General features: G+C 69.5%; 21 protein-coding genes and 5 pseudogenes. 9 read left to right on the top strand and 17 right to left on the bottom strand.

Annotation, left to right across the window (positions count from 1 at the left end):
* Positions 1 to 417: 417 nt before the first annotated feature.
* Positions 418 to 897: a CBS domain-containing protein gene (locus tag OG966_RS04800; protein ID WP_326648127.1), complete on the bottom strand. Its 480-nt coding sequence runs from the start codon at positions 895 to 897 to the stop codon at positions 418 to 420.
* A 522-nt stretch (positions 898 to 1,419) separates the two neighbouring features.
* Here OG966_RS04800 and OG966_RS04795 point away from each other — a divergent pair.
* A complete protein-coding gene (locus OG966_RS04795) occupies positions 1,420 to 1,773 on the top strand; it encodes a hypothetical protein (RefSeq protein WP_326648126.1) in 354 nt (117 codons plus the stop codon).
* A 1,066-nt stretch (positions 1,774 to 2,839) separates the two neighbouring features.
* Positions 2,840 to 2,983: a hypothetical protein gene (locus OG966_RS04790; protein WP_326648125.1), complete on the top strand. Its 144-nt coding sequence runs from the start codon at positions 2,840 to 2,842 to the stop codon at positions 2,981 to 2,983.
* A gap of 108 nt (positions 2,984 to 3,091) precedes the next feature.
* Here OG966_RS04790 and OG966_RS04785 read toward each other — a convergent pair whose 3' ends face one another.
* Genes OG966_RS04785 through OG966_RS04765 form a run of 5 tightly spaced genes read right to left on the bottom strand, consistent with a single transcriptional unit; the run spans position 3,092 to position 7,732 of the window.
* Positions 3,092 to 4,483 carry a Ni/Fe hydrogenase subunit alpha gene (locus tag OG966_RS04785; protein WP_326648122.1) on the bottom strand — a complete coding sequence of 464 codons (1,392 nt, stop codon included), beginning with the start codon at positions 4,481 to 4,483 and terminating at the stop codon, positions 3,092 to 3,094.
* Positions 4,480 to 5,286 (bottom strand): oxidoreductase, encoded by an 807-nt coding sequence (locus OG966_RS04780; protein ID WP_326648120.1) that lies wholly within the window; start codon positions 5,284 to 5,286, stop codon positions 4,480 to 4,482. The genes OG966_RS04785 and OG966_RS04780 overlap by 4 nt, the downstream gene beginning before the upstream one ends.
* 1 nt (position 5,287) lies before the next feature.
* Entirely contained in the window at positions 5,288 to 6,091 is an 804-nt protein-coding gene (locus OG966_RS04775) for an FAD/NAD(P)-binding protein (protein ID WP_326648119.1), read from the bottom strand.
* Positions 6,088 to 6,489 (bottom strand): cyclic nucleotide-binding domain-containing protein, encoded by a 402-nt coding sequence (locus tag OG966_RS04770; protein WP_326655084.1) that lies wholly within the window; start codon positions 6,487 to 6,489, stop codon positions 6,088 to 6,090. Before OG966_RS04770 ends, OG966_RS04775 begins: the two co-directional genes overlap by 4 nt.
* Positions 6,490 to 6,541: 52 nt before the next feature.
* Positions 6,542 to 7,732 carry a 4Fe-4S dicluster domain-containing protein gene (locus OG966_RS04765; RefSeq protein WP_326648117.1) on the bottom strand — a complete coding sequence of 397 codons (1,191 nt, stop codon included), beginning with the start codon at positions 7,730 to 7,732 and terminating at the stop codon, positions 6,542 to 6,544.
* Positions 7,733 to 8,035: 303 nt separating this feature from the next.
* On the opposite strand from OG966_RS04765, the gene OG966_RS40720 reads away from it, so the two are divergent.
* On the top strand, positions 8,036 to 8,344 hold the full coding sequence (locus OG966_RS40720; protein ID WP_406733960.1) for a CBS domain-containing protein: 309 nt from the start codon (positions 8,036 to 8,038) through the stop codon (positions 8,342 to 8,344).
* 118 nt (positions 8,345 to 8,462) lie between these two features.
* On the opposite strand, the gene OG966_RS04755 is transcribed toward OG966_RS40720, so the two are convergent.
* On the bottom strand, positions 8,463 to 10,799 hold the full coding sequence (locus OG966_RS04755) for a SpoIIE family protein phosphatase (RefSeq protein WP_326648114.1): 2,337 nt from the start codon (positions 10,797 to 10,799) through the stop codon (positions 8,463 to 8,465).
* A gap of 422 nt (positions 10,800 to 11,221) precedes the next feature.
* Positions 11,222 to 11,455: pseudogene (locus OG966_RS04750) on the bottom strand (PEP/pyruvate-binding domain-containing protein); the annotation flags it as partial.
* A 400-nt stretch (positions 11,456 to 11,855) separates the two neighbouring features.
* Between OG966_RS04750 and OG966_RS04745 the strand changes: the two are divergent.
* Both OG966_RS04745 and OG966_RS04740 read left to right on the top strand, forming a co-directional pair.
* On the top strand, positions 11,856 to 12,722 hold the full coding sequence (locus OG966_RS04745) for a CBS domain-containing protein (protein WP_326648113.1): 867 nt from the start codon (positions 11,856 to 11,858) through the stop codon (positions 12,720 to 12,722).
* Between the two features lie 256 nt (positions 12,723 to 12,978).
* The gene (locus tag OG966_RS04740) at positions 12,979 to 13,614 is read left to right on the top strand and encodes an Rv1733c family protein (protein ID WP_326648111.1); all 636 of its coding nucleotides are present in this window, start codon (positions 12,979 to 12,981) and stop codon (positions 13,612 to 13,614) included.
* Between the two features lie 353 nt (positions 13,615 to 13,967).
* Here the strand turns inward: OG966_RS04740 and OG966_RS04735 are convergent.
* The 4 genes and pseudogenes from OG966_RS04735 to OG966_RS04720 form a co-directional block, all read right to left on the bottom strand.
* Positions 13,968 to 14,224: pseudogene (locus tag OG966_RS04735) on the bottom strand (CBS domain-containing protein); the annotation flags it as partial.
* Positions 14,225 to 14,425: 201 nt separating this feature from the next.
* Positions 14,426 to 14,848 carry an Hsp20/alpha crystallin family protein gene (locus OG966_RS04730; protein ID WP_326648109.1) on the bottom strand — a complete coding sequence of 141 codons (423 nt, stop codon included), beginning with the start codon at positions 14,846 to 14,848 and terminating at the stop codon, positions 14,426 to 14,428.
* A gap of 207 nt (positions 14,849 to 15,055) precedes the next feature.
* Positions 15,056 to 15,715: a hypothetical protein gene (locus tag OG966_RS04725; protein WP_326648108.1), complete on the bottom strand. Its 660-nt coding sequence runs from the start codon at positions 15,713 to 15,715 to the stop codon at positions 15,056 to 15,058.
* 149 nt (positions 15,716 to 15,864) lie between these two features.
* The gene (locus OG966_RS04720; RefSeq protein ID WP_326648107.1) at positions 15,865 to 16,365 is read right to left on the bottom strand and encodes a hydrogenase maturation protease; all 501 of its coding nucleotides are present in this window, start codon (positions 16,363 to 16,365) and stop codon (positions 15,865 to 15,867) included.
* A gap of 928 nt (positions 16,366 to 17,293) precedes the next feature.
* Here OG966_RS04720 and OG966_RS04715 point away from each other — a divergent pair.
* On the top strand, positions 17,294 to 17,581 hold the full coding sequence (locus tag OG966_RS04715; protein WP_326648106.1) for a hypothetical protein: 288 nt from the start codon (positions 17,294 to 17,296) through the stop codon (positions 17,579 to 17,581).
* A 27-nt stretch (positions 17,582 to 17,608) separates the two neighbouring features.
* Here the strand turns inward: OG966_RS04715 and OG966_RS04710 are convergent.
* A pseudogene (locus OG966_RS04710) lies at positions 17,609 to 17,806 on the bottom strand (IS110 family transposase); the annotation flags it as partial.
* Positions 17,807 to 17,839: 33 nt separating this feature from the next.
* Here OG966_RS04710 and OG966_RS04705 point away from each other — a divergent pair.
* A pseudogene (locus tag OG966_RS04705) lies at positions 17,840 to 18,241 on the top strand (bifunctional acetaldehyde-CoA/alcohol dehydrogenase); the annotation flags it as partial.
* A 148-nt stretch (positions 18,242 to 18,389) separates the two neighbouring features.
* Positions 18,390 to 19,304: pseudogene (locus tag OG966_RS04700) on the top strand (transposase); the annotation flags it as partial.
* A 117-nt stretch (positions 19,305 to 19,421) separates the two neighbouring features.
* Here OG966_RS04700 and OG966_RS04695 read toward each other — a convergent pair.
* From OG966_RS04695 to OG966_RS04680, 4 genes are all read right to left on the bottom strand, one after another.
* Complete coding sequence (locus OG966_RS04695; RefSeq protein ID WP_326648105.1) at positions 19,422 to 20,141, bottom strand: LmeA family phospholipid-binding protein; 720 nt, start codon at positions 20,139 to 20,141, stop codon at positions 19,422 to 19,424.
* On the bottom strand, positions 20,138 to 22,399 hold the full coding sequence (locus OG966_RS04690; RefSeq protein WP_326648104.1) for an MMPL family transporter: 2,262 nt from the start codon (positions 22,397 to 22,399) through the stop codon (positions 20,138 to 20,140). Before OG966_RS04690 ends, OG966_RS04695 begins: the two co-directional genes overlap by 4 nt.
* 101 nt (positions 22,400 to 22,500) lie before the next feature.
* The gene (locus tag OG966_RS04685; RefSeq protein WP_326648103.1) at positions 22,501 to 23,877 is read right to left on the bottom strand and encodes a HAMP domain-containing sensor histidine kinase; all 1,377 of its coding nucleotides are present in this window, start codon (positions 23,875 to 23,877) and stop codon (positions 22,501 to 22,503) included.
* On the bottom strand, positions 23,874 to 24,557 hold the full coding sequence (locus tag OG966_RS04680; RefSeq protein ID WP_326648101.1) for a response regulator transcription factor: 684 nt from the start codon (positions 24,555 to 24,557) through the stop codon (positions 23,874 to 23,876). The genes OG966_RS04685 and OG966_RS04680 overlap by 4 nt, the downstream gene beginning before the upstream one ends.
* Before the next feature lie 217 nt (positions 24,558 to 24,774).
* Here OG966_RS04680 and OG966_RS04675 point away from each other — a divergent pair, with 217 nt between their 5' ends.
* A complete protein-coding gene (locus tag OG966_RS04675; RefSeq protein WP_326648100.1) occupies positions 24,775 to 25,422 on the top strand; it encodes a TetR/AcrR family transcriptional regulator in 648 nt (215 codons plus the stop codon).
* Positions 25,423 to 25,486 lie beyond the last annotated feature (64 nt).

Genomic DNA, 25,486 nt, shown 5'->3' with positions numbered 1-25,486 from the left:
CGGACCGGATCAGATGTGACGACTACTCAGGGACAAAGGATCCCAAGGGCTTCCGTGCCGTCAGCCGCTGCTGGGCACCCGCAGGCTGCTGGGGCCCGAGCTGCCGGCGAGCTCGGTGCGCTGACGCTGCCGGGAGTTCGACGATGACCGACTTCGCAGATGGGATGCAGCAGCCCGGGCGGGCGGCGATTCGGCGCTCTGCGGTGTTGTCTTCGGCGGGGGCCGGGTCGTCCGCGACGGCGAGACGGTCACTACAGGCGATGCGCCCGACCTGGCGGCGTTGCTGCGTGTCGCGATGCTGTGCAACGACGCGGCGCTGGAGCCCCCGTCGGACCGCTCCACGGAATGGCGCGCGCGGGGCGAGCGGCGTTTTGGCTGCTCGCGCGGAGGGACCTCGCGCCGTGACGCGACGTCCGGTCACTGCCCGGCGATGCGCCGTCCTTCGGAGTCGGGGTCGGGTTGCTGGGGGCGTCCCGGTGCCTGAGGCTTGGGGCTTGGGCGGTCTTCTCGCAAGGCGCTCCACGAGATCGGCCCGAGCAGGTCGGTGAGCCGCTGTGTCGCATCGCGCAGCGGATCGTCGACGGTCAGCATGCCGACGGGCGTGGTGCCGGTGACGACGGGCAGCCGTCGGATGTTGTTGCGCCGGAAGGTGCCATAGACCTGGGCCAGGTCCGCACCGGTGCCGATGGTGAGCACCGGTGCGGACATCACTTCCCTGACCGGCGTGTGGGGACCCAGCCCGGCGGCCATGGCCCGGACCACGAGATCGCGGTCGGTGAGGATGCCGTGCAGACCGCCCTCGTCGCACGCCAGAACCGCCGACTGCCTGCTCGCCATCCGCCCAGCGGCCTCCCGCAGGCTGGTGCCCGGAGTGACGCCGACGGGAGGTGAGCTCATCAGATCGGAGACGTTCAACGGACATCACCGCCCCTTGCACGCATCGACACGGTCATCGCAGGTACGGACATCAGCTGTCCGTGTCCTGAGCCTCCGCGCGCCAGGGCGCGGCAGGTAGGGCCGACCGGGACCGGGATTGGACTGTTGGGCCCTGGTGGCGCACACGCCCCGGAGTGGTTGCATGGAATTGACGGAAAGGGCCCGAAGAGGGCGCGGAGAAGCGGCCGGCAGCCGTGCACCGCGCACAGGATCCGCGAGAAGCGGGTGGGCCCTTTCCGCCTTCACACTGTCGGCCGGTCCGGCTCGGCCGACACATCGGCGCCCCAAACCGACTCGATGACGCTTCAGGGGCGCCGCAATTCATCGCGGTGAAGTGATCCCCGACGCGTTGCGCGGTTCGGTCCGGCGACGAAGGCCGGTTTTCCCCACGGCGGGACCGATGGGCCCTGCTTCGAGCGGCGTGAGCGTGCCTACCGTGGCAGAACGGACGACGGCCGCATGCCTGTGGCCGTGGGAGGAGACATGACGGATCCCGGAGTGCGTCCTCCTGTCGTGGTCGGCGTCGATCCTCGGAGTTCTGGGAAGCCGGTGCTGGCGTGCGGAGCCGACGAGGCTCACCGACGTGGCCTCCCGCTGTTGCTGGTGCACGTCGTGCCGTCTCTGCACCGGGAAGGCCACAACCTCGGTGCGACGCACGAGAAGAACTTGATCGAGCAGGGCACGGCCCACCGCAACTCGGGCCACTTCATGGCCTGGCTCGTGAGCGAGGTGACCAGACCGTCCAAGCTGGCCTTGAGCAGGATCCGCTGCATCGCCTGGCCCGCTCACAACCAGTCCGCAGGCCGGTCGTTCGACGTGCCCAGGAGAGCGAGATGAGGGTGCTGCTCGAACATGGCCCGAGCCGCGGCCGGGAACGGCCCTGTGTCCCGCGAAGTCCCGAACCGGAGAAGTGGAGTTGCGCTGTCGGGGGCCGAAGGCGGCGTCGGGGATCCCCTCGCGCCGCGAAGCATCCTCCCCGGTGTCGGCCCACGTCCAACGGGCGATCTCCTCCCGCACCTCGGGGTCCAGGGCCTCGCGGTATTCGGCGTCGTGAACCAGATCCAGCACCGCCTGCACATGCCATGCATCGGGAACAAGCAGACGCGCGCCTTCGAGCAGAGCGGCGCCGTGAAGCCCGTCCAGGATGTCCGCAGGGATCTCCTCGCCCGTGATAGGGATGCCTGCTGGTGTGCCGGCAGCGGAGCGCGGGGTGGAGGACCTCGAGATCATTGTCCGGGCCGGCGGGCTCGGCAAGGCCGACCTCGGCGAGCAGCCATGGATCGCCCGGATCCGGGAACAGCGTGGTGACCGGTTCCCAGCCCGCGTGAGCGGCCGACACCCGCAGGTTGAACACCGCCGCACCCCAGCCGAGGTGCCGCGCACGGTGCGTCGGCTCGGCCTTCGGCATGGTGCGGGACGGATCGCCGTACAGCTGCTACGAGCCCCTGTCGGGCGCGTCTCTGCCGTCACCGAGACCACATCCTGCACCATGAGGTTGCCGATCTTGCTGTGCCTCATCACGGCTCCTTCTGGCCTGGGACGGCCCTGCCTGCGGCGGACCGTGCAGATGCATTCAACCTCGAACAGGGAATCGCGCCGGGCAAGGTCCTGATGGGGGCGTCACGCAGGGACGAGAGGCCCCTGTACGCGCGGGGCAACGTGACGTGCACCGGCGCACTGTGAGGCAACACGATCGTGCTGGGCGGCCATCGGCGGTGGGCGTCGGGGGCGAGTCTCACCCACATGCTTCGATTGGATGCAGGCTGTGAACTGCCGCCAACACCTAGATCCCGGTTCGTGGCAGGAATTCCCTATGAATTGATCAGGCTGGAACGCTCTGCTGAAGTCGCGCGCGCGAAGCTGGCGGGGCTCAAAGGCGAGGAGTTTCGAGGCTCAGCGTCAGGTGTGGCGCGCGGTTGACGACGCCTTCCACGTCGCAGTCGCGCAGTACGCAGCGCAGAGAGACGTGGTGATGTCCCGCGAGGACATCGAGCAGGAGGTGAGGAACGCCGCCCGGCGTGCGGACGGGGACCCCGCTGTCGAGTAGCAGGCTCACGGCCTCCGCGGCGCCGCGTCGCAGACCGCGGCGGTCGGCGTGGGCGAGGGCTTCGGGTTCGGGTTCGGGTTCGGCCGGCGTGGCACGGCGAGCGACGCCTCAGTCTGCGGCCTTGGCCTGCGAGCCATGCCGTTCGATGTCCAGGTCGAGGAAATGGGCCGAGCAGGAGATGCACGGGTCGTGGTTCCGGATGACCCGTTCGCACAGCCGGGCGAGCTCGGACTCGTCCACCACTCCGCGCGCCAGTTCTGCCTGAACGGCATGGCGCAGGTCCTCCTCGATCGCGCCCTGGTTCTGTGCGGTCGGCGGGACCAGGCAGGCTTCGGTGATGCGGCCCTCGCTGTCGAGCGCGTAGCGGTGGTAGAGCAGTCCGCGCGGAGCCTCGGTGGCACCGTGCCCGACCGCAGCCCGGGGAGGCACGTCCACATGTGGTCGTGGCGGAGGCTCGTACGCGTCGATGATCCGGAGGGCCTCCTCGACCGCGTACAGAACCTCGACGGCCCGGACGAGGATGCTTCGGTACGGGTTCGTGGAGCCCCTGTCCAGGGCGGCGCCTGCGCGGGGGAGCAGCGGAGGATCGCCCAGTCCGGCCTCCCGTGCAGCTTGGAGGGCCAATGGGGAGAGCAGGTGGCCGCTGATGGCGAACCGGGCGAGGGAGCCGGTGAGGTGCCGACGGCCGTCCAGCCTGGAGTGGAGGGCGGTGGAGTGCGGGACCTGCTCCTCGGCGACGTGGTCCGGGAATACGTGGACGGGAAAGCTGTGCAGCGTCCGTGTCCCGCCGGCCGGGAACACGGTGGGCACGCCGGACTCGATGGCATACGTGTCGGGCTCGGCGAGAGCGAACAGGTCGACGTCGCACTCGCCGTCGGGGAAGTCGAAGCCGGAGACCCAGCGCACGGTGTCCCAGGCGTCCTCCAGAGCGATGCGCAGGCGCTCTGCCAGGGGCCGGAGTTCGGAGCGCGCGGGAGTGCGATGGAATCCGCCGAGGCGGACGTTGACGGGGTGGATCGCGCGTCCGCCGAGCAGTTCGATCACGGCGTTGCCCGCCTGCTTCAGCCGCAGCCCGCGTTGCACGTGAGTGACGTGCGCACGGGACATGCGGAACACGTCGTCGTAGCCGAGGAAGTCCGGGGCGTGCAGCAAATGAATGTGCAGGGTCTGGCTCTCGATCCACTCGCCGCAGTACAGCAGGCGGCGCAGAGCGGAGAGTTGCCCGTCGACGACTGCTCCGCATGCGTCCTCGACGGCCCGGCAGGCACTCAGCTGGTAGGCGACCGGGCAGATACCGCAGATGCGCGAGGTGATGTCGGGAGGTTCGGTGTGAGCGCGGCCGCGGAGGAAGGCTTCGAAGAACCGCGGGGGTTCATAGATTTTCAGCTGGGCCCTGATGACGGTGTGGCCCTTGATCACCAGATGCAGCGCGGCCTCACCCTCGACGCGGGTGAGTGCCGGGATGCGCAGAACGCGCGATACGGCGGCGGACTCGGTCACGGCAGGTCTTCCTCCTCCAGGGCTTCTTCCACAGCAGCGAAGGCGGTGACGTTGAAGGTGTGCAGGAACCTCCGGACATCCTCGTCGCTCATCCCGTCGCGGCGCATCAGCGGAACGAGGGCGGGCAGATTGGTGGTCCCGGACGGTCCGAAGCAGCCGTAGCAACCGCGTCCGTAGGCCGGGCAGATGGCTCCGCAGCCAGCGTGCGTTACGGGCCCCAGGCAGGGCGTGCCGTGCGCGACGGTGACGCAGACGGTACCGCGACGCTTGCAGGAGAAACAGACGCTGTGGTTCGGGACGCCGGGCTTGCGTCCGGCGAGGAAGGCGGTGATGACCTCCAGGAGCTGGGAGCGGTCGATGGGACAGCCGCGCAGCTCGAAGTCGACGGGCACGTGGGCGGAGATCGGGGTCGAGGTGGCGAGGGTCGCGATGTAATCGGGGCGAGCGTAGACCGTCTGCAGGTAATCGGTGACGTCAGCGTAGTTGCGCAGAGCTTGAACGCCTCCAGCCGTGGCGCAGGCACCGATGGTGACCAGACGGCGGGACTCGGCGCGGATGCGCCTGATTCTTTCCGCGTCCTCGGCGGTGGTGACCGAACCCTCGACGAGTGAGAGGTCGTACGGCCCGCACCCGACATCACTGGATGCCTCGAGGAAGTGGGCGACTTCAATCTCTTCGGCGATGGCCAGCAGATCGTCCTCGCAGTCGAGGAGGGTGAGCTGACAGCCGTCGCACGAGGCGAACTTGAACACGCCGACTCGGGGGCGGCGGCCGGAATTCGGGGGCTGCACAGGACCACTCATGTCACAGCTCCCTTACGGCGAGGAGGGGTTCGGCCACGTCGTGGGTGACGACGGGACCATCACGGCAGAGCAGCAGCGGTCCGAGCTGGCAGTGCCCGCAGTGGCCAGTCGCGCAGCGCATGTTGCGTTCCAGGGAGACCCGGATGCGGTCGGCTCGTACGCCGCGGTGGACCAGTGCCCGGGCGGTTGCGCGGATCATGACCTCGGGACCGCAGACGAATGCGGTGGTGTGCCTCGGCGAGAAGTGGGCTTCGTCGATCAGAGAGGTGACGACTCCGACCCGTGCGGTCCAGTCGCCGGTAGGTCGGTCGACCGTGACGCCGCAGAAGGGGTGTCTCCAGTCGGGGAACTCGTCCTGGTACAGCAGATCGTCCGGAGTCCGTGCACCGGCGAGGACGTTCACGTGCCCGTATGCGTGCGGCTCGGACAGGACGGCATGGATCAGCGGGCGAAGGGGGGCAAGGCCGATCCCCCCACCGAGGACGAGCAGATCGTGGCCGCGCGCCGCTTGTGCGTTCCAGCCGGTGCCGAACGGGCCGCGTACACCGACCGACGCGCCCGTCGGAAGATCGCACAGTGCCCGGGACACCGCACCTACCGCCCGGATCGTGTGTGTGAGCCGTTCTCCGGTCATGCGGGAGACCGAGACGGGGATCTCGCCGACGCCGAAGGCGTACACCATGGCGAACTGACCCGGCGCGAATGTGTGCAGGGCCTCCCCGGTCGGCTCCAGGTCGACCGTGACCGTGTCGGCCGTCTCACGTCGGCGATCCACTAGGCGATAGGCAAGGGGGACCATGGTCATGCGGGCGGACCGCCTCCCTGCGGCCCGTACAGGTCGAGCAGCCGGGTGCGTGTCGCGCGCAGTCGGTCTCCGATGGTCTCGGCGACCAGGGTCACCAGCGCCAGACCGAACGCCGGATGCGCAGCGCACTGGTCGCGGACCGCAGAGGCATCGAACTCCCAGGCGGTGATGGCACTCCTGGCCTCCGCCCCGAGATGATACTGGCGCGGGGGGCAAAGCCACGACCAGCCGAGGAGATGACCCGCGCCGAGCGTCTCCACGACGGCACGACCGCGGCCGGGGACCTGGACGTCGAGGGCGACCATGCCCGAGCGGATGACCCAGAAACGGTCGGCACGCTCGCCCTCTTCGAAGAGCCGGGTGGACACCGGAAGGCTGACTTGGTGCGCGAGCGCCATCAACTGCCCATGGTGCTCCGCGGAGAGTGAACTGAGCACGCCCGCCCCAGGCTCAGCACTGGCCGGGAACGTCACCGGGCCCCTTTGTCCTCGTGGCCTCGTCGTGCAGGGCGTGCGCCTCCACTGTGAGGTCGATGCCGGTGGGGCACCAGACGATGCAGCGCCCGCAGCCGACGCATCCGGAGCTGTCGAACTGGTCGTGCCACGTGCCCAGCTTGTGGGTGAGCCACTGGCGGTACCGGCTGCGTGGCGTGGCACGGACCGGACCGGTGTGCAGCGCTGAGAAGTCCAGGTCGTAGCAGGAATCCCAGCGGCGCCAGCGTTCGGCGTGGTCGCCGGTCAGATCGGTGATGTCCTCGGTGGTCGTGCAGAAGCACGTCGGGCAGACCATGGTGCAGTTGCCGCAGCTCAGACAGCGAGAGGTGACGTCGTCCCAGCGCTCGGCCTCCAGGTTGTCACGCATCAGGGTGCGCAGGTCGACCGGCGGCATGGACCGGCCCATGCGCTCGGCGGCCTGGCGCACGGCCCCGGCAGCGGCGGTGCGCGTGGCGTCGTCCGCGCTCCGGTGCGGGAGTTCCGCCAGCACGGCGGCGCCCTCCTCGCTGCCGCTCCTGCACAGGAAGCGGTGGCCCTCGGCGTCCAGCACCTCGGTGAGCGCGAGGTCGTACCCGGCATCCACGGCCGGACCTGCGCCCATCGAGACGCAGAAGCAGGTCGCTCCGGGCTCCGTGCACTCAACGGCGATCAGGAAGGCCCCCGTGCGTCGGGACCGGTAGGCGGGGTCCCGGTACCGGCCGCCGGTCATCACCCGGTCCAGGATCCGAATAGCCCGCAGATCGCACGGCCTCACTCCGAGGAACGCGTACGAGACGCTCCGAGGCGCGTCCTCGCGCACCGACAGGTCGCCGCCGGGGGTGCGGTCCGCGGTCCACTGCCGCACCCGTTCCGGATGCAGGAACGACTTCCACGACTGCGGCCCCGCACTGTGCGCGAACACGGCGGCGTCGTCCCGTCGCCGGATCCGGTATTGCCCCGCCTCCAGCTCGACACCCCAGCCGTCGGGCAACTCGTCCGCGGAGTCCAACTCGGCCAGCACGATCGCGCCGTCCCGCACCGTGGGACCGACCACCGTGCGGCCGTGCCGCTTCAGGACGCCCACCAACGCGTCAAGGCCCTCACGGTCGAGGGTCACCGACTCGGTCTGCGTGTCGGTACACGCTCCGTCATCTCGGGAGTCCGTCATCCTCGGTCCTTGATCTTGGCTGTCCGGACGGGAGGCATAGACAGCCGCTGGGACTTCCCGTGTCGCGGCAGGCGACGGCCTCCGCGGCGGCCAGGGACAGAGTGTCAGATGTCTGGCTTTGACGTTCGGTGGCCGCCCCGGCGTGTCTTGTCGGGCACCTGCTCAGGGGACCGTCGGGGGTCCGGGCCGCCGCAGCTCGTATGTGTGTGAGCCGTAGAGCACGACACTGAGCCCGGCCTCATCGTGCAGCTGCAGAACCTGGACGACACAGCCAAAGCCGGCGCGGTGCTCGCCAGGGACCTCATGACCACTCCCGCGATCACCATTCACGCAAATGCCACCTTGCCGCAGGCCGCCCGGGACCATGGTCCGTCAGCGGATCAAACGGCGGCCGTGGTCGACGCCGACGGGATCCTCCAGGGCATCCTCAGCCGCGCCGACCTCCTCAAGGTCTTTCTCCGTCCCGACGACGACCTTGCCGCCGAGGTCCGGCGAGAAGTGGGTCGACCGCCTGTTCACGGTCTCCCGACAGGCATCCTCGTCGATGTCACTGACGGAGTCGTCACCCTCGGCGGCACCGTCCGCGATGGCACCCTCACAGCGGCGCGATGACACGGGAGACGTCGTCGTGGGCACGGCCATTGAGGGGCCAGGCGGACAAGGAGTGCGTCGGCACGGCGGCCAGACAGCCCTCGCTGGCTTTCTGCCTCACCTGTCGACGGGCCTGGCGTCAAGAGAGAGTTTGCTCGGTCCAGATGGTCTTGCCGTGCTCGGTGTACCGCGTACCCCAGTGCTGGGCGAGTTGGGCAACGATGAAGAGGCCACGGCCCCCTTCGTCGACAGTGCGGGCATGACGGAGGTGGGGGGCGGCGGGGCTTGTGTCCGAGACCTCGCAGGTGAGGGTTCGGTCCTTGATGAGACGTAGCTGCACGGGTGGTGCGCCGTGGCGGATGGCGTTGGTGACCAGTTCACTGACGATGATCTCGGTGGGGAGGGAATCCCCGATCAACTTCCAGTCGGCGAGTTGCCGCACCGCATGGGCGCGGGCCGCAGCGACGGCCTCCGGGTGAGGAGGAATGGTCCAGGTGGCGACTTGGTCCCCGCTGAGAATCCGGGTGCGGGCCAGGAGCAGGATGGCGTCGTCGCCCATGGGCGGGGCGGGCTGGAGGGCGTAGACGGCGTCGTCGCGCAGGTCGTTCAGCCGGCGGTCATGACGGGACAGCGCATGGCGAAGGCGCTCCAGGGCTGTTTCTGTGGCGGCACGGGAAGCCGCGAGGAATCCGTCGGTGTACAGCGCGAGGATGCTGCCCGGGAGGAGCCGGAACTGCGCGGCGGCGAAGGGTGCCTCCTCGTCGCCCAGGGAAGGGCCGGCGGGGACGTCGGGGATCTCTGTGGTGCCGTCCGGGTGAGCAAGCACGGGGGCCGGGTATCCGGCGCGGGCGATGGCGCAGTCACCGGTGAAGGGGTCGTAGACCGCGTACACACAGGTGGCCCTCACGGGTTCGTCGCGCAGCGGGTCCGCGGGCGGCAGGGCCGACCGTTCCCGCGCCAGGCGGATCACGGTGTCGTTGAGGCGGGCGAGCAGGTCGTCCGGGTACAGGTCCAGTGCGGCCAGCGCGTTGATGGCGGTACGCAGCTGGCCCATGGTGGTGGCGGTGTGGATGCCATGCCCGGCCACGTCGCCAACCACGAGGCCGATCCGGGCGCTGGAGAGCGGAATGGCATCGAACCAGCCACCCCCCGCCTCGGCGGGCAGGTGGCAATGAGCGACCTCGGCAGCCGTCTGGAAACTCGGGCCCTGGGGCAGGAGATGCCGCTGCAGGGTGAGGGCGATCGTGTGTTCGCGCGTGTACCGACGGGCGTTGTCCAGGCACACGGCGGTGCGTGCTGCAAGTTCGAGGGCCAGAATCAGGTCGTCGGGGGTGAAGGGCTCGGGCCGGGCCGAGCGGTAGAAGCAGGTCATTCCCAGCACGGCGCCGCGCAGGACCAGCGGAGCCACGATCATGCAGTGGACCCCGCCGATGCGCATCACTTGCGCGCGTTCCGGGTCGGCGGCCAGCCACGGGGTGGTCTCGTCCACGCTCAGAAGGCGAGGTTCGAGGTCGCCCAGGCTCTGCGTGTACGGGGTCGGGAAGGGGAACCTGCTGGTGCCTCCCACCGGGTATGCCTGTGGCTGTCCGGTTCCGGTCTTGAAGGCGGTGCGCCGCATTGGTTCATTGCCGAAGAGCGGCCCCAGTGGCGGTTCCTCCCCGCGCACCACGGTGTCCAGGACATCCACCACCGCGGTGTCCGCAAAGCCGGGTACCGCCACGTCCACGAGTTCACGGCAGGTCGTGATCACGTCCAGTGAGCCGCCGATCCCCTGGCGCGCGGCGTTGCGCACAGCTGCGCGTGCCCGCCCTCGCTCACGTTCGGTGACATCCACCAGGGAGGCCGCGGCCCCCAGCACACGACTGGTGGCGTCCTGCAGGCGGAAGACGGAGACCGAGTAGATGTGCTCGGGGCCGGAAACAGCCGGCGGGCGGCCGTGTACGAGCCGGTCGAGGATCGGCACACCGTTTTCGAGCACTGCGCGGACCATCGCCTTCACTCCGTCGGGGTCAGCCATGTCGAAGGCCTCGGTCACCGGCCGGCCGAGCAACTGCTCGACCGGAGCGCCGCGCATGCCTTCGGAGGCGGTGTTGACGCGCAGGATGCGTAGATCCGCGTCAACGACGACAAGACCGACCGGTGACTGGGTGAACAGAGCGTCCAGGAGCGCCGTGCCCATCTCGTCAGCTTCTGTTCCGCGCCGACGGGCTGCCCAGATGCCCCAGGCCACCGATCCGTCCGCGCGCAGAACGGGGTCCACGCGCAGGTCCAGGCCTTCCGCCCAGCCGGACACCCGACCGCTCCTCCGCGCGGACCTCACGGACTCGTCGGCGTGAGCCGGTTCTTCGACCAAGATCGTGGCAGGCCGCCCCACCGCGTCGGCAGCGCTGTGCCCCAGAAGGCGTTCGGCGTCCTTGCTCCACTCCGACACCAAACCGTCCGCGTCCACGATCAACAAGGGTTTCCGCTGCACCATGGGCCCGATCACCTCCGCCGCACGATCCGGCCTCCCTGTCCGCAGGTGGCCCTTCTCGTTGCTGCTCACAGCCCCTCCCGTTGGGTGCGGAGCAGCACTTCCAGCCTGCCCGTGCCCCTCGTCGCGCGCGAACGCGTTGCCGGGCCCGGCTGCACCCGGTGACTGTGCTTGTCCGGCGTGTGCGGCCTTGACAACTCTTGCCCTCGTTGCCTCCTTTTTAGCTGCCTCGGGTCCCGTTGGCGCGCTGCTTTCCTCGGCATGGCGCGAGGAGGCGCACCAGCGAGGAGTTGCGTGGTCTGACCCCTGCTCCGGGGCGAGAGCCTTGGTGTCTACGTCGATCCGTCCGTCGATCGCCACACAGAGCGAAGGCGTCGTCGGGAGCATTCTCCGCATTCCGCGCCCGAGGCGGCGGCGTGCGGAGGCTTTCCGGCCGCGCCCGCGAGGGTTGCGGGGTGGTCACGGATCTGGTGCCTCAGTTCGACGGGAGGATCACCGGTGGCCAGGAACATCCGACACGCTTCCGTGGTGATCGTATAAACCCGGGAGGGACTGGCAGACCCATGCCAACCATCTCCGCGAGGTTCGCGCTCTTGTTCCCGAGGAGATCGGCGATGTCCCCGGCCGCCCTCAGCGAAGTCATACACGTACGTGCTCATCTGTCCCGCCTGTCCCTGCGGTCATCGGTCATCATCGTTTCCCCCACGGGGCGGGCCGCTGCCCGTGTAGCTCCACGCTGATCCGGTACGGGTGCTGGGGGAGAGGGGCCATACGTCCCTGCAAGGGGACGTTCGGTCCAGAACGGGAAACCAGGCCCTCCGATGCCGGTGCGGGCGCGCTCGGCGCGGGTCTCGCTCCCGGGCGACGAAGGACGTCGTCGTCAGCCTCGGCGCAGGTGCGGAGGCGGCGGAGCCTGCACGGCGGCGACGGTCTTCGGGCGCCCGAGCCGAGCGTCCGACGGGGACCGTCCGCCGCTCAGAGAGGGCCGATCGGACCTTGGGGCACAGCCCCCGATCGAGAAGGATTGTTCGAAGAGTCCCTCCGAGCGAGGAGGCAGCCATGAACGAGCGCGAAGGCCCTGTGTCCGGCGCCGACGCCCGCCGCGTCGTGGGCGAGGGGAGCCGCGCCGACGAACCCCGAGAGCAGCACACGCTGCTTCGGCATCTCGGCGCAGTGGCGACGGCGTTCGCCCGGCAGGCCGCGGCTCGCCATCCGGTGGCTCGGTCACCGCTCCCTCCTCACAGGACGGGAGCGCAGCAGGTTCCACCCGCGTCCGACACGGAGGCCATTCCGCTGCTGGTCCGCGACGTCATGGACGTCTCGGCTGCATCGGTGCGCGGCGATGCATCCTTGCTGGCGATTGCCCGGGCTCTGACCGACGCAGGCGTCGGATCGTTGCCCGTGACCGCCACCGACGGTCGGGTGAAGGGCGTGGTGTCGGAATCCGACTTGCTGGCGAAGGCCGCCGTCGAGGCATCGGGCCACGAGCCCGGTGCGCGTGGCGCCCTTGTGCGTCGGCGGCTGCACGACAGCGCACGCGCCCAGACCGCGGAGGACCTCATGACCGCGCCGGCGATCACGGTGCACCCCGAAGCGACCGTCGCCGAGGCGGCATGGCTCGCCTCACTCTCGCGCCTCAAGAGACTGCCCGTGTCAGACAAGGAAGGGCACCTGGTCGGTGTCGTGAGAAGGAACGTCCTGCTGAGCGCCCTGGTTAGGGACGACGCCGGGATCCAGGAGGAGATCGAGTCCAAGATTCTCGCCAAGGATTTCCCCTCCGCCCAGGAGACGGTGACGGTCACCGTTCGTAACGGGGCTGTCGATGTGCGCGGACAGATGGCCCGTGGCGACGCACAGCGGCTCCTCACCCGGATTGGGGGACTGGCCGACGTGACCGAGGTGGTTGATCACCTCACGGCGGTATGAGTGCCGGAGGTGCACTGTGCACTCGGTCGATGGGACGCTGTGTCATTTCAAGGCAGCTGAGGCGACGGCGGCACCGGATGCCTCCGGGTGATGCGGTGCCGCGCCCGAAGGGGGCAGCCTCGTTGGGCCGGTCGGCCTGATGACAGGGACTGATGACTCATGACGGGAGGCTCCACATCACCGAGCGTGGAGACGACGCCGAAGCCGGGACGCGGTGGACACCGCCCGTGCCGCGGTCGATGCAGGGAGGCCCGTCATGTCGCAGGAACTTTCCGGACCGCGGCCGCCTGGAGCCGCACGGGACACTCTCTGGCGCCACCTGCTCCGCGCAGCCGGACGGGAAGCGCGCGCGCTGAGCCGCCCCGTCGACCGAGCCCGCAGCCGTCTGGTGGTGGAATTCGCCCTCTCCGTGGTGGTGGCGCTGTCCCTGGCGGTGGCAGCTGCCTGGATGACCTGGAACAGCGAGCAACACCGCGCCCTCCTCGAGGCGCAGCAGCGCCAGCAGGTCAGGGCGATCACCGTCACGAAGGCGGAAGCAGGGGCCGGCGACACGCGATCGGGTGTCGTGCGTGAGGCCTTGGCCCAGGCGACGTGGCGCTTCCAAGGAACCGTTCACCGGGGTGCCCTCGAGGTCCCCGCCGGTACCGAGTCCGGCAGTGTGGAGCAGATCTGGGTGACCCGGGACGGTCAGCTCGCGCCGAAACCACGCGGAATCGTCGACGTGGCCGCGGCGTCGGCGGTTGCGGGCCTGTCTGCGTTCGTCGGGCTCTCTGCCGTTTCCCTAGGCGTGCTCGGCCTTCGGGGACGCCGCCTCGAGCGACGGACCCTGGAGGCATGGGATACGGAATGGGGGACGGTTGAGCCCTACTGGTCCGGGCGCCGAGGAAGGTGACGTGGTACCACCAGGCCGTCCTCGCTACGAAGGGTGTACGGCCGCTACGAAGGGTGCACGGCGGGGGCGGGGTCGCAGAGCTGGCTGGTGGTCAGAAATAGTGAGGCGCGGATTTGGCCCCTGCGGGGCCAACGCAGCAGTGCCGGGTTTACCAGTCCGGCTGTGGCGAAGTGCCCTCGTGATTGACACACGTGGGGCCGCGCCGGTCACTTCCTAGAAGGCTCTTGAAGATCTTGGGTTCTGGCCCTGCCGCGTGAGCGGCAGGGCCAGACTCGTCGTGTGGCGATGGGCGAGTGGGTGGGCGAGACCCCCGCCGCCCGCCCGTCCGCCGTGAGGACACCGCGCGGCCTTCCGGGCAGCGCCACCACGGGCGGGCTGGTCATCAACCCCTCGGCGGTACTCGCGCCGCTCCAGGACCTCAGCCTGTGCAGCAGGTCCGCTTCCGACACCACACCGACGGGCCGCTCGTTTCGCCGCTCGTTTCGTCCACGACCGGCACGGCGGTGATGCCGTACTCGTCGAGGAGCCGCGCCATCTCCTTGAACGCGGTGCCCCGCTGAACCCCGACGGCCTTGGGCGTCATCAGGTCAGCAACACTGCGATGCCTCATCGCCTCGCCACTCCTTTCCTGACGTCCCTGGGGGGACGGACCCCCCTGTCGTTTCGTTCACGTCGCCTCGGAACCCGCGAGCGGTGAGGCTGAGCTCGGGTGACGCGGACCGGGCTCATGAGAGAGGCCTGTCCGGGCCGGCTCGACTTGAGGGGCCCGGGCAGGCGTGGCCGTTTCCTACGGGCAGCCCGCCGAGGCCCGTCACGCGGGATGCCTGACCTCGATGTGCTTCGTCTCCGACTTCTCCTGGCCGAGGCCCACGCTGATCGTGAGCATGCCGTCGACGTACTCGGCGCGGACGTCGTCCTCGTCGGCACTCTTGGGCAGGGTCATACTGCGCGCGAGGGACCCGTAACGAATCTCGCTGCGGTTCTTGTCCACATCGCGCTCGGTGCGCTCTGCCTTGATGGTGAGGACGCCGTCCTCCACGGTGACGTCCAGCTCCTTGACCTCGATGCCCGGGAGCTCCGCCCGGACGATGTACCGGTCGTTCTCGGTGTACTCCTCGAGCCTCATGGGATACAGGTCGGCCATCGCAGGCATGGTGAACCGGCTCGGAAAGGCCTCGAACCAATCCGGCAGGTCGGGGAAGGGGAACTTCTGCTTGCGTGCGAGTACAGCCATGATCGGGCCTCCTCGGTTCCTCTGGTTGCGACACGTCCAGTCAACTGCGCCACGCGCCTCGGCACAGTGGGCCAACCAGGCCGAAACGAGGCCCGAAGGTCCCTGAAGGACGCCGTCGGCCCCGCGGGACCAGCCGTGAAGCGGGATCATCAGGTCGCGCTGTTTCGGGCCGCGGGTAGGCAGCGTCCCGGTGTTGGTGTCGCCTCACTACTCGTACGGTTCGCCGGCCCGGTGGTCACTGTGCCCCTTGTCCGGCGAGGGCACCGACGCCTGAGGCTTCAGGGCGCCGTGCTGGAACCCTGGCCCCGTGTTGGCTGAGAAGTTCCACTGGCGTGGGAGCCGTATCGTGGGCCACCTTCCGCAAGGGGCTGATCGACAGTCAGTACATGTCCTCGCAGTGATATTTGGTAGGAGTCGCCGGATATCGGAACCGCCTTCGGCGTGTCCCGCAGGGTTGGGCGGCCGAGGTTCCACGGCCTCGGCCTGGAACAGCAGAAGCCCGGCAATACACCTGGCCTCATCGGGAGCCAGGGAGGCCCAGACCTCGTCGCGATCGTAGTCGAACCGCTCGTACTCGGCGAGGTCGACGAGCGCCTCGTCCGACTCGGCGAGCAACGCTCGGCGGCCCGGAATGGCCGAGGCACACAGCCGGTCTGCTGAGCGCTCTGCCAAGCGCCGGTTCGTGGTAAAGAACCGCAGCCGCAGGTTCTCCGGGGACATCACCTCGTACAGAGCCAACACCCGCTCGTGATCACTGGGCAGGACCGGGCGGATGCGCACAGTTGTGCCATCCGTGAGGAGTGCGTGCTCCTCGTGCTGGGTGATGGGGCGACTTGCCTGCTGAGGCGCCTTCATTGTCTCGGTCATGGCAGACCTCTCACCTTCGGTGACTCCCCCAGCGTCTGCGCGCAGGCACGTCGACCACAGGGCTGCTCGGGACAACGGAGCTGAGCCGGACGGCGGCCCGGCCCCCTCTTCCGACTGCCGAGCCGATGCTCTGCACGCCGCACATCAGCTCAGTCGGGCACCGGACCTTCCCGGTGGCGCACGATCTCGGAGATAACGCTGTCGGCGACGGATTCGACCGCCGCCGCAACCATGGGGGAGAGGCCCCTGCCCACGGAAGCATCGGCAACCTCGACGGCGTAGATCACAAGCCGATGCGGCAGCCGCCCGAGCACCTGGGCGAGGCCCCATGCTTCGCCGAGGCCGAATCCGTGTGAGCTCGCGGTCGCGGACCGGGCCGGTTGCCGGGAGCCCAGCTCCATTCGGTGCACACGGCCCGGATGGCCGGGCTGGACGCGTGCCGCATCGATCACCACGGCGAGATCCGCGTTCTCCCACCACTCGATGAGCCGGACGGGATCCCCGCCGCAGATGCGCAGCTCCGTCCCGGAGGCGAGGGGCTCGACCGAGGCGCGGCTACGCAGCGTCTCCACCACCGCCCAACCGATCCCGTCGTCGCGCCGGAAGTCATTGCCGACGCCGACAACCACGGTACGCGTCTCGGACTGCATCAGAACTCCTCATCTTGCGGGTCGGAACGCCCCTCGTGGTGTCACGGCCTGAGTACGATCAGGAGTAGGCCGAAGGGCGGTGGGAGATGGAGTCGCCGTTGGCTGTAGGAATCGACGGTTCCCGTTCCAGCGTTGAGGCGTTCGGCTGTGCTGCGGGCTGTCGACGGAGACTTTGATCTGCAGAGTGGTGGAGAGCTTGCATTTCCACCGTCAGTGGACGCGGTTCTCCGGCCCCACGCACACATGTTTGGGCAGGTACGTCGCCCGACTGGTCGTCCTCGCATTGCCGCCGCGGAAGTCTGCAGGTCCCAGGAACGGACCATGCGGGCGACAGCGTAATGGCCTCGGCGATTTCCCGGCTCACGTCCATGCTTCTTGAGAGGGCCTGAAAGATGCAGGAGTGGATGCGCGGTTGGAGCTCTACTCGGCAGCGCGGCCTCGACACCTTGCGTGGCAAGCGCATGGCGCCTGCCGTCGCCCGCCGCTGGTGCGCGACCACTAGCCCGCAGTGACCTGCGCGATCGGGGCTGTACCAAAGTGCCAAGAAGTCCTACCCCGGATCGCAGCTTGTGAGAAGCACTTGGCGTGTGTGCAGGTCAGAAGCGGAGTCCCCGTCGGGGGTGGGAGCGTGGGGCATTAGGCGGCCAGGGTGAAGCCGTCGGGATTGAGGGGCACCTGAAGGTGCGGCGCGAGGAGGTGGCCGGCAAGGAGCGGGGGGTGCCTCTATGTCCTTGGTCAAGCGGGTGGGCAGCTTCGGTCCAGGGTCGAACTTCGACGTGGGGCATGAGACTGTCTGGTCGTGTCGGAGATGATGAGTGGGTTGGAGGCGGCCTTGGCTGGGGCCTCGTCTCCTTCGTGGTCGCAACGTGTTCGTGCCGGGCATGACCTTGCTTCCTTCGCTGAGGTTCCTGAGGCTGCGGGAGCGTTGGTGGGGCTGTTGCTGTACGTCGAGGACACGGCGGTGACCCGGCAGACGGCAGAGGCGCTGGCCCGGGTGGGGACGGTGGCCGCCGTAAGGCTCATCGCTGTCGCGGTTGCCGAGGCTGACGATCACCAGGCCGACTGGATCCAGACCGGGGTGCATGACGCGCTGGTGAGAACGGACGGTTTGCCGGACGTCGCAACGGTCTGCGGGCAGCTTGCCCGGGACCCGGAAGCAGCTGTCCGCAGGGGGGCCGTGGAGATTTCGGTGTGGGCAGACGACACAAGATGCTGATGTGAGTCGAACTGCCTGTGGGCTGGTTCATGCAGCCATCGCGTGGGGGACGCGGGGTTCGTAGAAGGTGCCGTCGCGGAGTATCGCGAACAGCACGCTGATGCGGTGGCGGGCCAGGCGGAGAAGGGCTTGGGTGTGGGTCTTTCCGCGGGATCGGCACTTGTCGTAGTAGGTCCGGGAAGCGGGATCGTGCAGGGCGGCGAACGCGGACAGGAACATCGCGCGTGATCCCCGCCCTCATCCAGGGCACGATCAACGCTGGGCGCCGGCAACGTCCCGGCCTACGTACACCACAGTGCCGACCTGCGACGCGCGGTCAATGACCTGGTGCTGTCGAAGTCCTTCGACAACGGCATGATCTGCGCCTCGGAACAGGCCGTCATCCTGGACTCCGACGTCTAGGACCACGTGCTGTCACTCTTCGGCGACCAGCACGCCTACCTCGCGACGGCTGACGAGAAGGGGCTGCTGGAGCAGTACCTGTTCCCCGCCCCTCCCTCCGGGCGGGAGCCAAAGGTCACCCCCGCAGCCGTGGGCAAGAGCCCTGCCTGGATTGCGAAACAGGCCGGATTCGCCGTCCCGGACGGCACCTCGATCATCCTGGCCGAAGCCGCCCACGTGGGTCCCCAGGAGCCCTTGAGCCGCGAGAAGCTCTGCCCCGACATGGAAGGCCTCATGCAGGCAGCTTTCTACGGCACCGAGAAGGCTGCAGCCCGGGTCGACTGACACAGAGCCAGATTGAGGAAGCCGCTTCGACGCCGTCATACCTGGCTTCTAGCCTCGCGCTTTCGCGAGTGTGGGTGTCCGGGTCTCGCGCCTGATCGGTGTGCTGGCCGCAGCCGGTCCTCGTGCGCCTGCGGCTGTCCGCCGGGCACGGGCTGAAGTCCGCGAGCGCGCACGGCGGTTGGTCGGCGAGGCGGCCCCGAACGCGGGCCGCGAGGTGATTGTGGATATCGACGGGGTGCTGGTCGTGGCGCACTCCGAGAAGGAGGACGCCGCCGCGACCTGGAGGAAGATGGTCGGACATCACCCGAGGTTCGCGTTCGTCGACCACGGCCGCGAGGGATCCCGGGAGCAGCCCGCGGCGGGTCTGCTGCGGCCGGGGAACGTGGGTAGCAACACTGCCGCCGACCACATCGACATCGCCCGCCTGACCCTGGCCCAGCTGCTGAGGAAGTACCGGCGCGGGCGCCGCACCCTGGTCGGCACTGACTCCGGCGGCGGCACCCACGGGTACCTCGGCCGGCTCGCCGCGCGTGGCCGGTGCCTGTCGTATTCGGTGGGGATGATCCTTACCGACGCGATTCACCCAGGCGTGCTGAGGTGCCGGCTTTGGGCTGGACGCCGGCTGTCGAGCCGGACGGATAGGTCCGTGACGGTGCCGGGGTCGCCGGGCTTGCCGGGGACGATCCGACCCGCCTGCGCACGATGATTCGGCCTGGACGCCGGCCATGGAACCCGACAGCGAGGTCCGCGACGGTGCCTGGGTGGCCGAGCTCGACGGCGACGTCCTCAAAGACTGGCCGACGGGAATGCGGCTGATCGTCCGCAAGGAACGGCCACACCCCGGCGCCCAGTTGCGCTCACCGACGCCGACGGCATGCGGATCACCTGCTTCGCCACCAACACCAAGAACACCCCGATCGCGGCTCTGGAGCTGCGGCACCGCCAACGCGCCCACGCCGAGAACCGTATCCGCGCCGCTCGCGACACCGGTCTGCGACGCTGCCTACGCCGACTTCGCCGAGCGCCTGGAAACCTGCACCCACGTTTCGAGCCACATCCGGCCAGCATGCTGTACCGCTGCAAGCCCCGCTGATGTGTGTGGCGTATCCGGTCGTCAGGCGCCGGCCAGGGTGCTGGGGCCGCCCGTCAGGGCGATGTGCAGGCCGTCCGGCCGGACGTGCACGGACGTGGCTTTGAGTCCGAGCGGGTAGTCCTTCTGCGCGCCCGGCGCAGATCCAGGGCCGCCGTTGCCCATCCCGAGCCGGCTGGTGGGGATTGAGCGGCCGAACACGGTGAGCCCGTCGACGGCGAGGGTCACCTTCCCGTCCTTGAGTACGGGACGCAGCGTCAGCTGTCCGGCGCCGGCCGGGCCGACGGCGGCGAGGACGGTTCCCCTCGCCGGGTCGGTGGTGACCGAGGCGACAGGCATGGACGGGGCGACGGTCTGGATCGCGGCGGCGAGGGACTGCGTCCGGGCGGTCACCTGGGCGTGGGTGCTGCCGACGGTGGCCGTGCCGCCGAGGCGGACGTCGTCGAGCCGTGCGTGGACGGAGACCTGGGAGAGGGGTCCGAGGTGGGCGTCGTCGCTGCTGATGTCGAGTCTGGGGATGTTCTTGTGTGCCAGGTCCCACAGGACCCAGTCGCCGGCCACGCTGACCGCCACGTTGTCGCCGAGGGAGGGGGCTGCTTCGGCGATGCGGTTCTGGATCATGTTGCGGGCCGTGAACTCGGCCACGCCCGTGGCGACGGCGGCTACCAGGACCACGGCGGTCGCGACGGTGAGGACGAGGTGGCGGCGCATGGCTGCCCGCGTCTTCATCAGTCGGTGCTTCATCGCTGGTCTCCTCGGGCGGGCGCAGGGGCGGGTGCGGGCAGGGAGGTGGGCGTGGGGGCGGTTGCGGGCAGGGAGGTGGGCGCGACGGCGGGTCCCTCCGGGTCGAGATGCGGAAGCAGCCGGTCCAGCCAGCCGGGTAGCCACCAGTTGGCGCGCCCGAAGAGGTACATGGACGCGGGTACCAGGATCAGGCGGACCACGGTGGCGTCGATGATGACGCTGACGCCGAGGCCGAGGGCGAGCATCTTGACGGCGACGTTCGTGGAGAGCAGGAACGCCAGGAAGACGCTGGTCATGATCAGTGCTGCGCAGGTGATGACGCGGGCCGTGGCGGCGAGGCCGGTGGCGACGGCCAGGTGGTTGTCCTTTCGGTGCAGCCAGGTCTCGCGGATCCGGGAGAGCAGGAAGACCTCGTAGTCCATGGAGAGCCCGAAGACGATGGCGAACATCATCATCGGCACGTAGGACTCGACGGGAACCTTCTCGGTGACGCCGAACAGCGCGCCGCCCCAGCCCCACTGGAAGACCGCGACGACCACGCCGTAGGAGGCGGCGATGGAGAACAGGTTGAGCACGGCGGCCTTGAGCGCGATCAGCAGGCTGCGGAAGACGGTGAGCAGCAGCAGGAACGCGGCGACGACGACCACACCGATGATCAGGGGCAGTTTGGCGACGAGGGTATCGGTGAAGGTCTGGGTGGCGGTGGTGGTACCGGTGACGTAGCCGGTGGCACCGGTGCCGGACAGCGCTTGCGGCACCGTGTCGTTCTGCAATGTGTGGATCAGGTCGGTGGTGGCCTGGTCCTGCGGGCCGGTGGTGGGGGTGACGGTGGTGATGAGCAGGTCGTGGTCGGGGCTGGGGACCGGGGGTGTCACGGAGGCGACGCCGAGCACGGCGGCCAGCGTGTGCTGGAGCGAGGTGGCTAGGCCCTCGCGCTCGGACAGGCTGGCGACCTGGCGGCTGTCGAGGTGGGTGACGACGGTGAGGGGGCCGTTGGCACCGGGGCCGAATCCCTCGGTGATCCGGTCGAAGGCACGGCGGTCGGTCCGGCCCGTGGACTGTGCTCCGGCGTCGACGTGGCCGAGCTGCATGGACGCGACCGGAATGGAGAGTGTGCCGAGCAGGAGCAGGCCGCTGACCAGGAAGAGCCAGGGGCGCAGGCTGACCTTGACGGCCCAGCGGTGCCACACGTCCGACTCGCCGGTGGGTTCGGCGACCGGCGAGCGCACGTGAAGGCGGTCGATGCGGCGGCCGAGCAGACCCAGCAGTGCGGGGGTCAGTGTCACGGACGCTGCTGCGGCCACGACGACGCTGAGCCCGGCCGCGACGCCGAGGGTGCCGATGAAGCTCATGCCGGAGACATAGAGCCCGCCCAGCGCCATGGCGACCGTGGCGGCGGCGACCAGCACGGCACGGCCGCTGGTGGCAACGGTGCGCCCGACCGCCTCAGCGGGTTCCATCCCGGAGTGCAGCAGGGCGCGGTAGCGGGTGGCGAGGAAGAGCGCGTAGTCGATGCCGACGCCGAGGCCCATCATCGCGGCCAGGGTCGGGGACGCCTGCGCGAAGCTGAAGTGTGAGGCGAGCAGGCCGAGGCCGCCCAGGCCGACGGCCAGGCCGAGCACGGCCGTCAGCAGCGGCAGTCCGGTGGCGGCGACGCTTCCGAAGCCGATCAGCAGCACGAGCACGGCGACAGCCAGACCGATGGCCTCCGAGGCGCGGTCGGCCGATTTGGGCGCGGCCAGCTGCCCGAGCGGGTCCCCGTATTCGACGGTGACGTGGTCGGTGCGCAGTGGCTCGACGGCGGTGTCGACCTGGGCGAGATAGGAGCGGTCGAAACTCGCCGGGTTGCTGCTGAAGCGGACGGTCATCTGGGCGATGTCGCCGTTCGCGGAGACCGCCCCAGGCGTGGTGAGCGGGTCGGCCACTGAGAGGACGTTCGGCAGCTGATCCAGATTATTGACGGCCGCGTCGATCGCGGCCCGGTGACTGGGGACCGAACCCTGGTCGGACTTGATCACGATCGGGGCGGATGTGCCCCCGGAAGTGCTGGTGTGGGCCTTGAGCAGGTTGGCACCGGTCTGCGCACTGGTGCCGGGCAGGGAGAAGCTGTCCGCGAAGGTGCCGCCCCACTTGTGGTTGGCCAGCCCGAGGCCGACAAGGAGCAGCACCCACAGGGCGACAACCCGCCAGGCGTGCCGGGCACACCAGCGCCCGCTCCGGTGGAGCAGTCCAGGCCCCTCGGTCGATTCAGTTTTCATGGGGCCTCACTGTGCGCGGCGCGTGTAAGGGGGCCTTTGGCGCATTGTTCGGGGAATGTACGGGCGGCTGCGCGCCGGCGGGGACGAGGGCTCGCGAGTCCTCAAGGGCCGTCGGGTGACGGCGGGAGGGTGACGGTGAAGCAGGCGCCGCCTTCCGGGCCGCGCCCTTCGACACCGATGACGCCACCGAGGCGGCCGGTCAGGCGGTGGGCGATGGCCAGGCCCAGGCCGCTGCCGACCGGGCGGGTGCCCCGGTAGCGCTCGTGGAGGGCGCCGCTGTCGAAGGCAATGCGGACGTCGTCGTCGCTCAGGCCAGGTCCACCGTCGCGGACCTGCAGTTCGGCAGCGCCGCCCGCAGCTGCGCGGACGGCGAGGACCAGGGGTGCGCCCTCGGGCGTGACCCGTAGGGCATTCTGCACCAGGCCGTCGATCAGCTGGCGAACCCGGAAGGCGTCCGTGTCGACGACGGGATGCCCGGACTGCTCGAGCCGCAGGTCGACGTCGTGGCGTGCGCAGGGTCCGGCCCAGAAGGCAGCGGCCTCGGCGACGAGTGCGGAGATGTCGGTCGGGGCCGTGTCGAGGCGGAGGTCGTCCGCCTCCAGCCGGGCCAGGTCCAGCAGGTCCCCCAGGAAGCGGTCCAGGCGGCGGGTCTCGTCGGCCAGGATGCCGCCGACCTCGGGCAGTTGGTCCGGCTCGACCAGGCCGTCGGCAAGTGCCTCGGCGTATCCCTGCAGTGCGGTCAGCGGGGTGCGCAAGTCGTGGGAGACGGAGAGCAGGAACTCCCGCTGCCGGTTCTCGCTGTGCGCCAGCGCTTCGTCCAGGACGTTGAGGGCGCGCCCGATGTCCGCGGTCTCCCGTGGGCCGTCGACCGGGGCCGGTACGCCGCGTTCGCCGTCGGCGAGCCGGTGCGCGATCTGCGCGGCCGTCGCGAGCGGGCGGGCGATGCGGCGGGCCAGGAGCGCTCCGGCCAGTGCCGCGCCGAGCATTCCGACGATCAGCGGCGCAATCACGTTGCGGCGGATCTGGTTCGTGTTCTGGGTGACGACCGTGTACGGCTCGGTCAGCACGATCGCGCCGCCGCGCACGCCCGGCTGCCCCACCAGCAGCACGTCCTGGCCGCCCAGGACGCTGTTGGCGGAGACCGGCTCTCCCGCCAGCAGGTCCGATTTCGACGCCATGTCGACGGCTGGGGTGGCGGTTCCGCTCACCGTTCCGTCCGGGGCGATGACGGCCAGCTGCACGCTGTTCGGCCCGGCCAGTACCTGGGCGCCGGTAAAAAGGGCTTCGGACAAGGCGGGCAGACGGCTCAGCACCGTTGCCTGGCGCGTCAGTTGGTCGCGCTCGCGCCGCTCCGCGCCGTGCTCGGCGGTCTGCCAGGCGATCAGTCCGGTCAGCGCCGCTGCGAGCGCTGCCACCACGGTGGTCAGCACCACGATGTTGCGTGCGAGCGAGCCACGACGGGAGCGGGGGCGGTTCACCTGCTGGAGGCCGTCGCGCTGTAGCCGACGCCGCGGACCGTACGGATCGGGCTCGCCTCGCCGAGCTTGGCGCGCAGTTGTGAGACGAAGACGTCGACCATCCGGGTGTCGCGGTAGCCCGGGTACCCCCAGACCCGCGCGAGCAGCTGCTCACGGGTGAAGACCTGGCCCACGTGCTGGAGCAGGTACGCGAGCAGGTTGAACTCGGTGGCGGTGAGCTCGACCGGCTCGCCGTCGCAGCGCACGGTGCGGCTGATCGGGTCCACGCTGAGCCGGCCGACGCTCTCGGTCCGCCCCGGCGGCCCGGCCGCCCGGCGCAGCACGGTCTTGACCCGGGCGACCAGCTCGCGCGGCGAGAACGGCTTGGTCAGGTAGTCGTCCGCGCCCAACTCGAGCCCGAGGATCCGGTCGGCCTCCTCACCGCGCGCGGTGACCAGCAGCACCGGCGTCCAGTCGCCGACGTCACGCAGGGCACGGCAGAAGGCGATGCCATCCAGGCCCGGCAGACCGATGTCCAGCACGATCGCCACCGGGTGCATCCGTCTCGCGGCCGCGAGCCCGGCAATCCCGTCGGTCTCGACGTGGACACCGAAGCCCTCGCGCGCCAAGTAGAGCCTTTGCACATCGGCGATGTGGCGCTCGTCCTCGACGATCAGCACGAGGCCTCTGGACTCCGTCATCACTGCCTCTCACGTGCGGCTACCCCATCGATGCTAACCACATCAAGCCGCCCTCCCGGCGGGCGCGCCGCCGCCCGTACATTCCCCGAACAATGGCGGCCGCGAGGCCGGGCGTGCGGTCCGAGCGAGGAGCGCACATCCCGGGCGGTTGTGCGCTCCGTCGGACCGACCGCCCCGGACACTCTCTTCAGTTCCGCGGCTGATCTAGAGTCGGCGCATGACGGAGGCATCGGCTCGGGATCGCGGCATGCGGTCCCACGACGCGATTCTCGGCACGGCAACTGAGCTGATGTCCCAGCACGGTTACGCCGCCACGTCCATATCGATGATCTCCGCCGAATGCGGACTCCCCGCCAGTTCCATTTACTGGCACTTCGGCAGCAAGGACGGCATCTACGTCGCGGTTCTCCAACGCGCAAGAGTCTCCTTGCTGGAGGCCCTTCCTCCGGTCGACGTACCCGGCGCGGACGTTGCGCAGCGGCTGGACGCCTTCCTCGGATCCGTCAGGGACAGCTTCCAACGCCACCCGCACAGCCTGAAGCTGCTGCTCGCGGTGGGCATGTTGCGGCAGGACGCCAGTACGGCGGCCCTGGCCGAACTGCGCCACTACCGCGACACGTTGTTGGCGTGGGCCCAGGATTCCCTGAGCGTCGTCTTCGACCTGAGCCGTCGCCCCGAGGTGTCGGACGAACTCGCCCGCTTCACGCTCAGAACGGCGAGCGGAACCGCGGTGGCCCGTTGGTTCGAACCGGCCACTTCCCTCGAGATCGGGCCGCTGCGCATCGCGTTGATGGCCCTGGCCTCCCACCACGGCGTTCTTGTGACGAGGGCTCCCTCGGCGACACGCGTCACGGACGTGTCGTGAACTGCTGGTTGTCGGTGGGGTAGGCCGGGACAGCTCACGGCGGTGGCCCGGAAGCACGGTCTGC

Origin of the sequence: Streptomyces sp. NBC_01750, assembly GCF_035918095.1 — a bacterium.
Taxonomy (GTDB): Bacteria; Actinomycetota; Actinomycetes; order Streptomycetales; family Streptomycetaceae; genus Streptomyces.
This window is presented reverse-complemented; position numbering and strand designations above follow the sequence as displayed.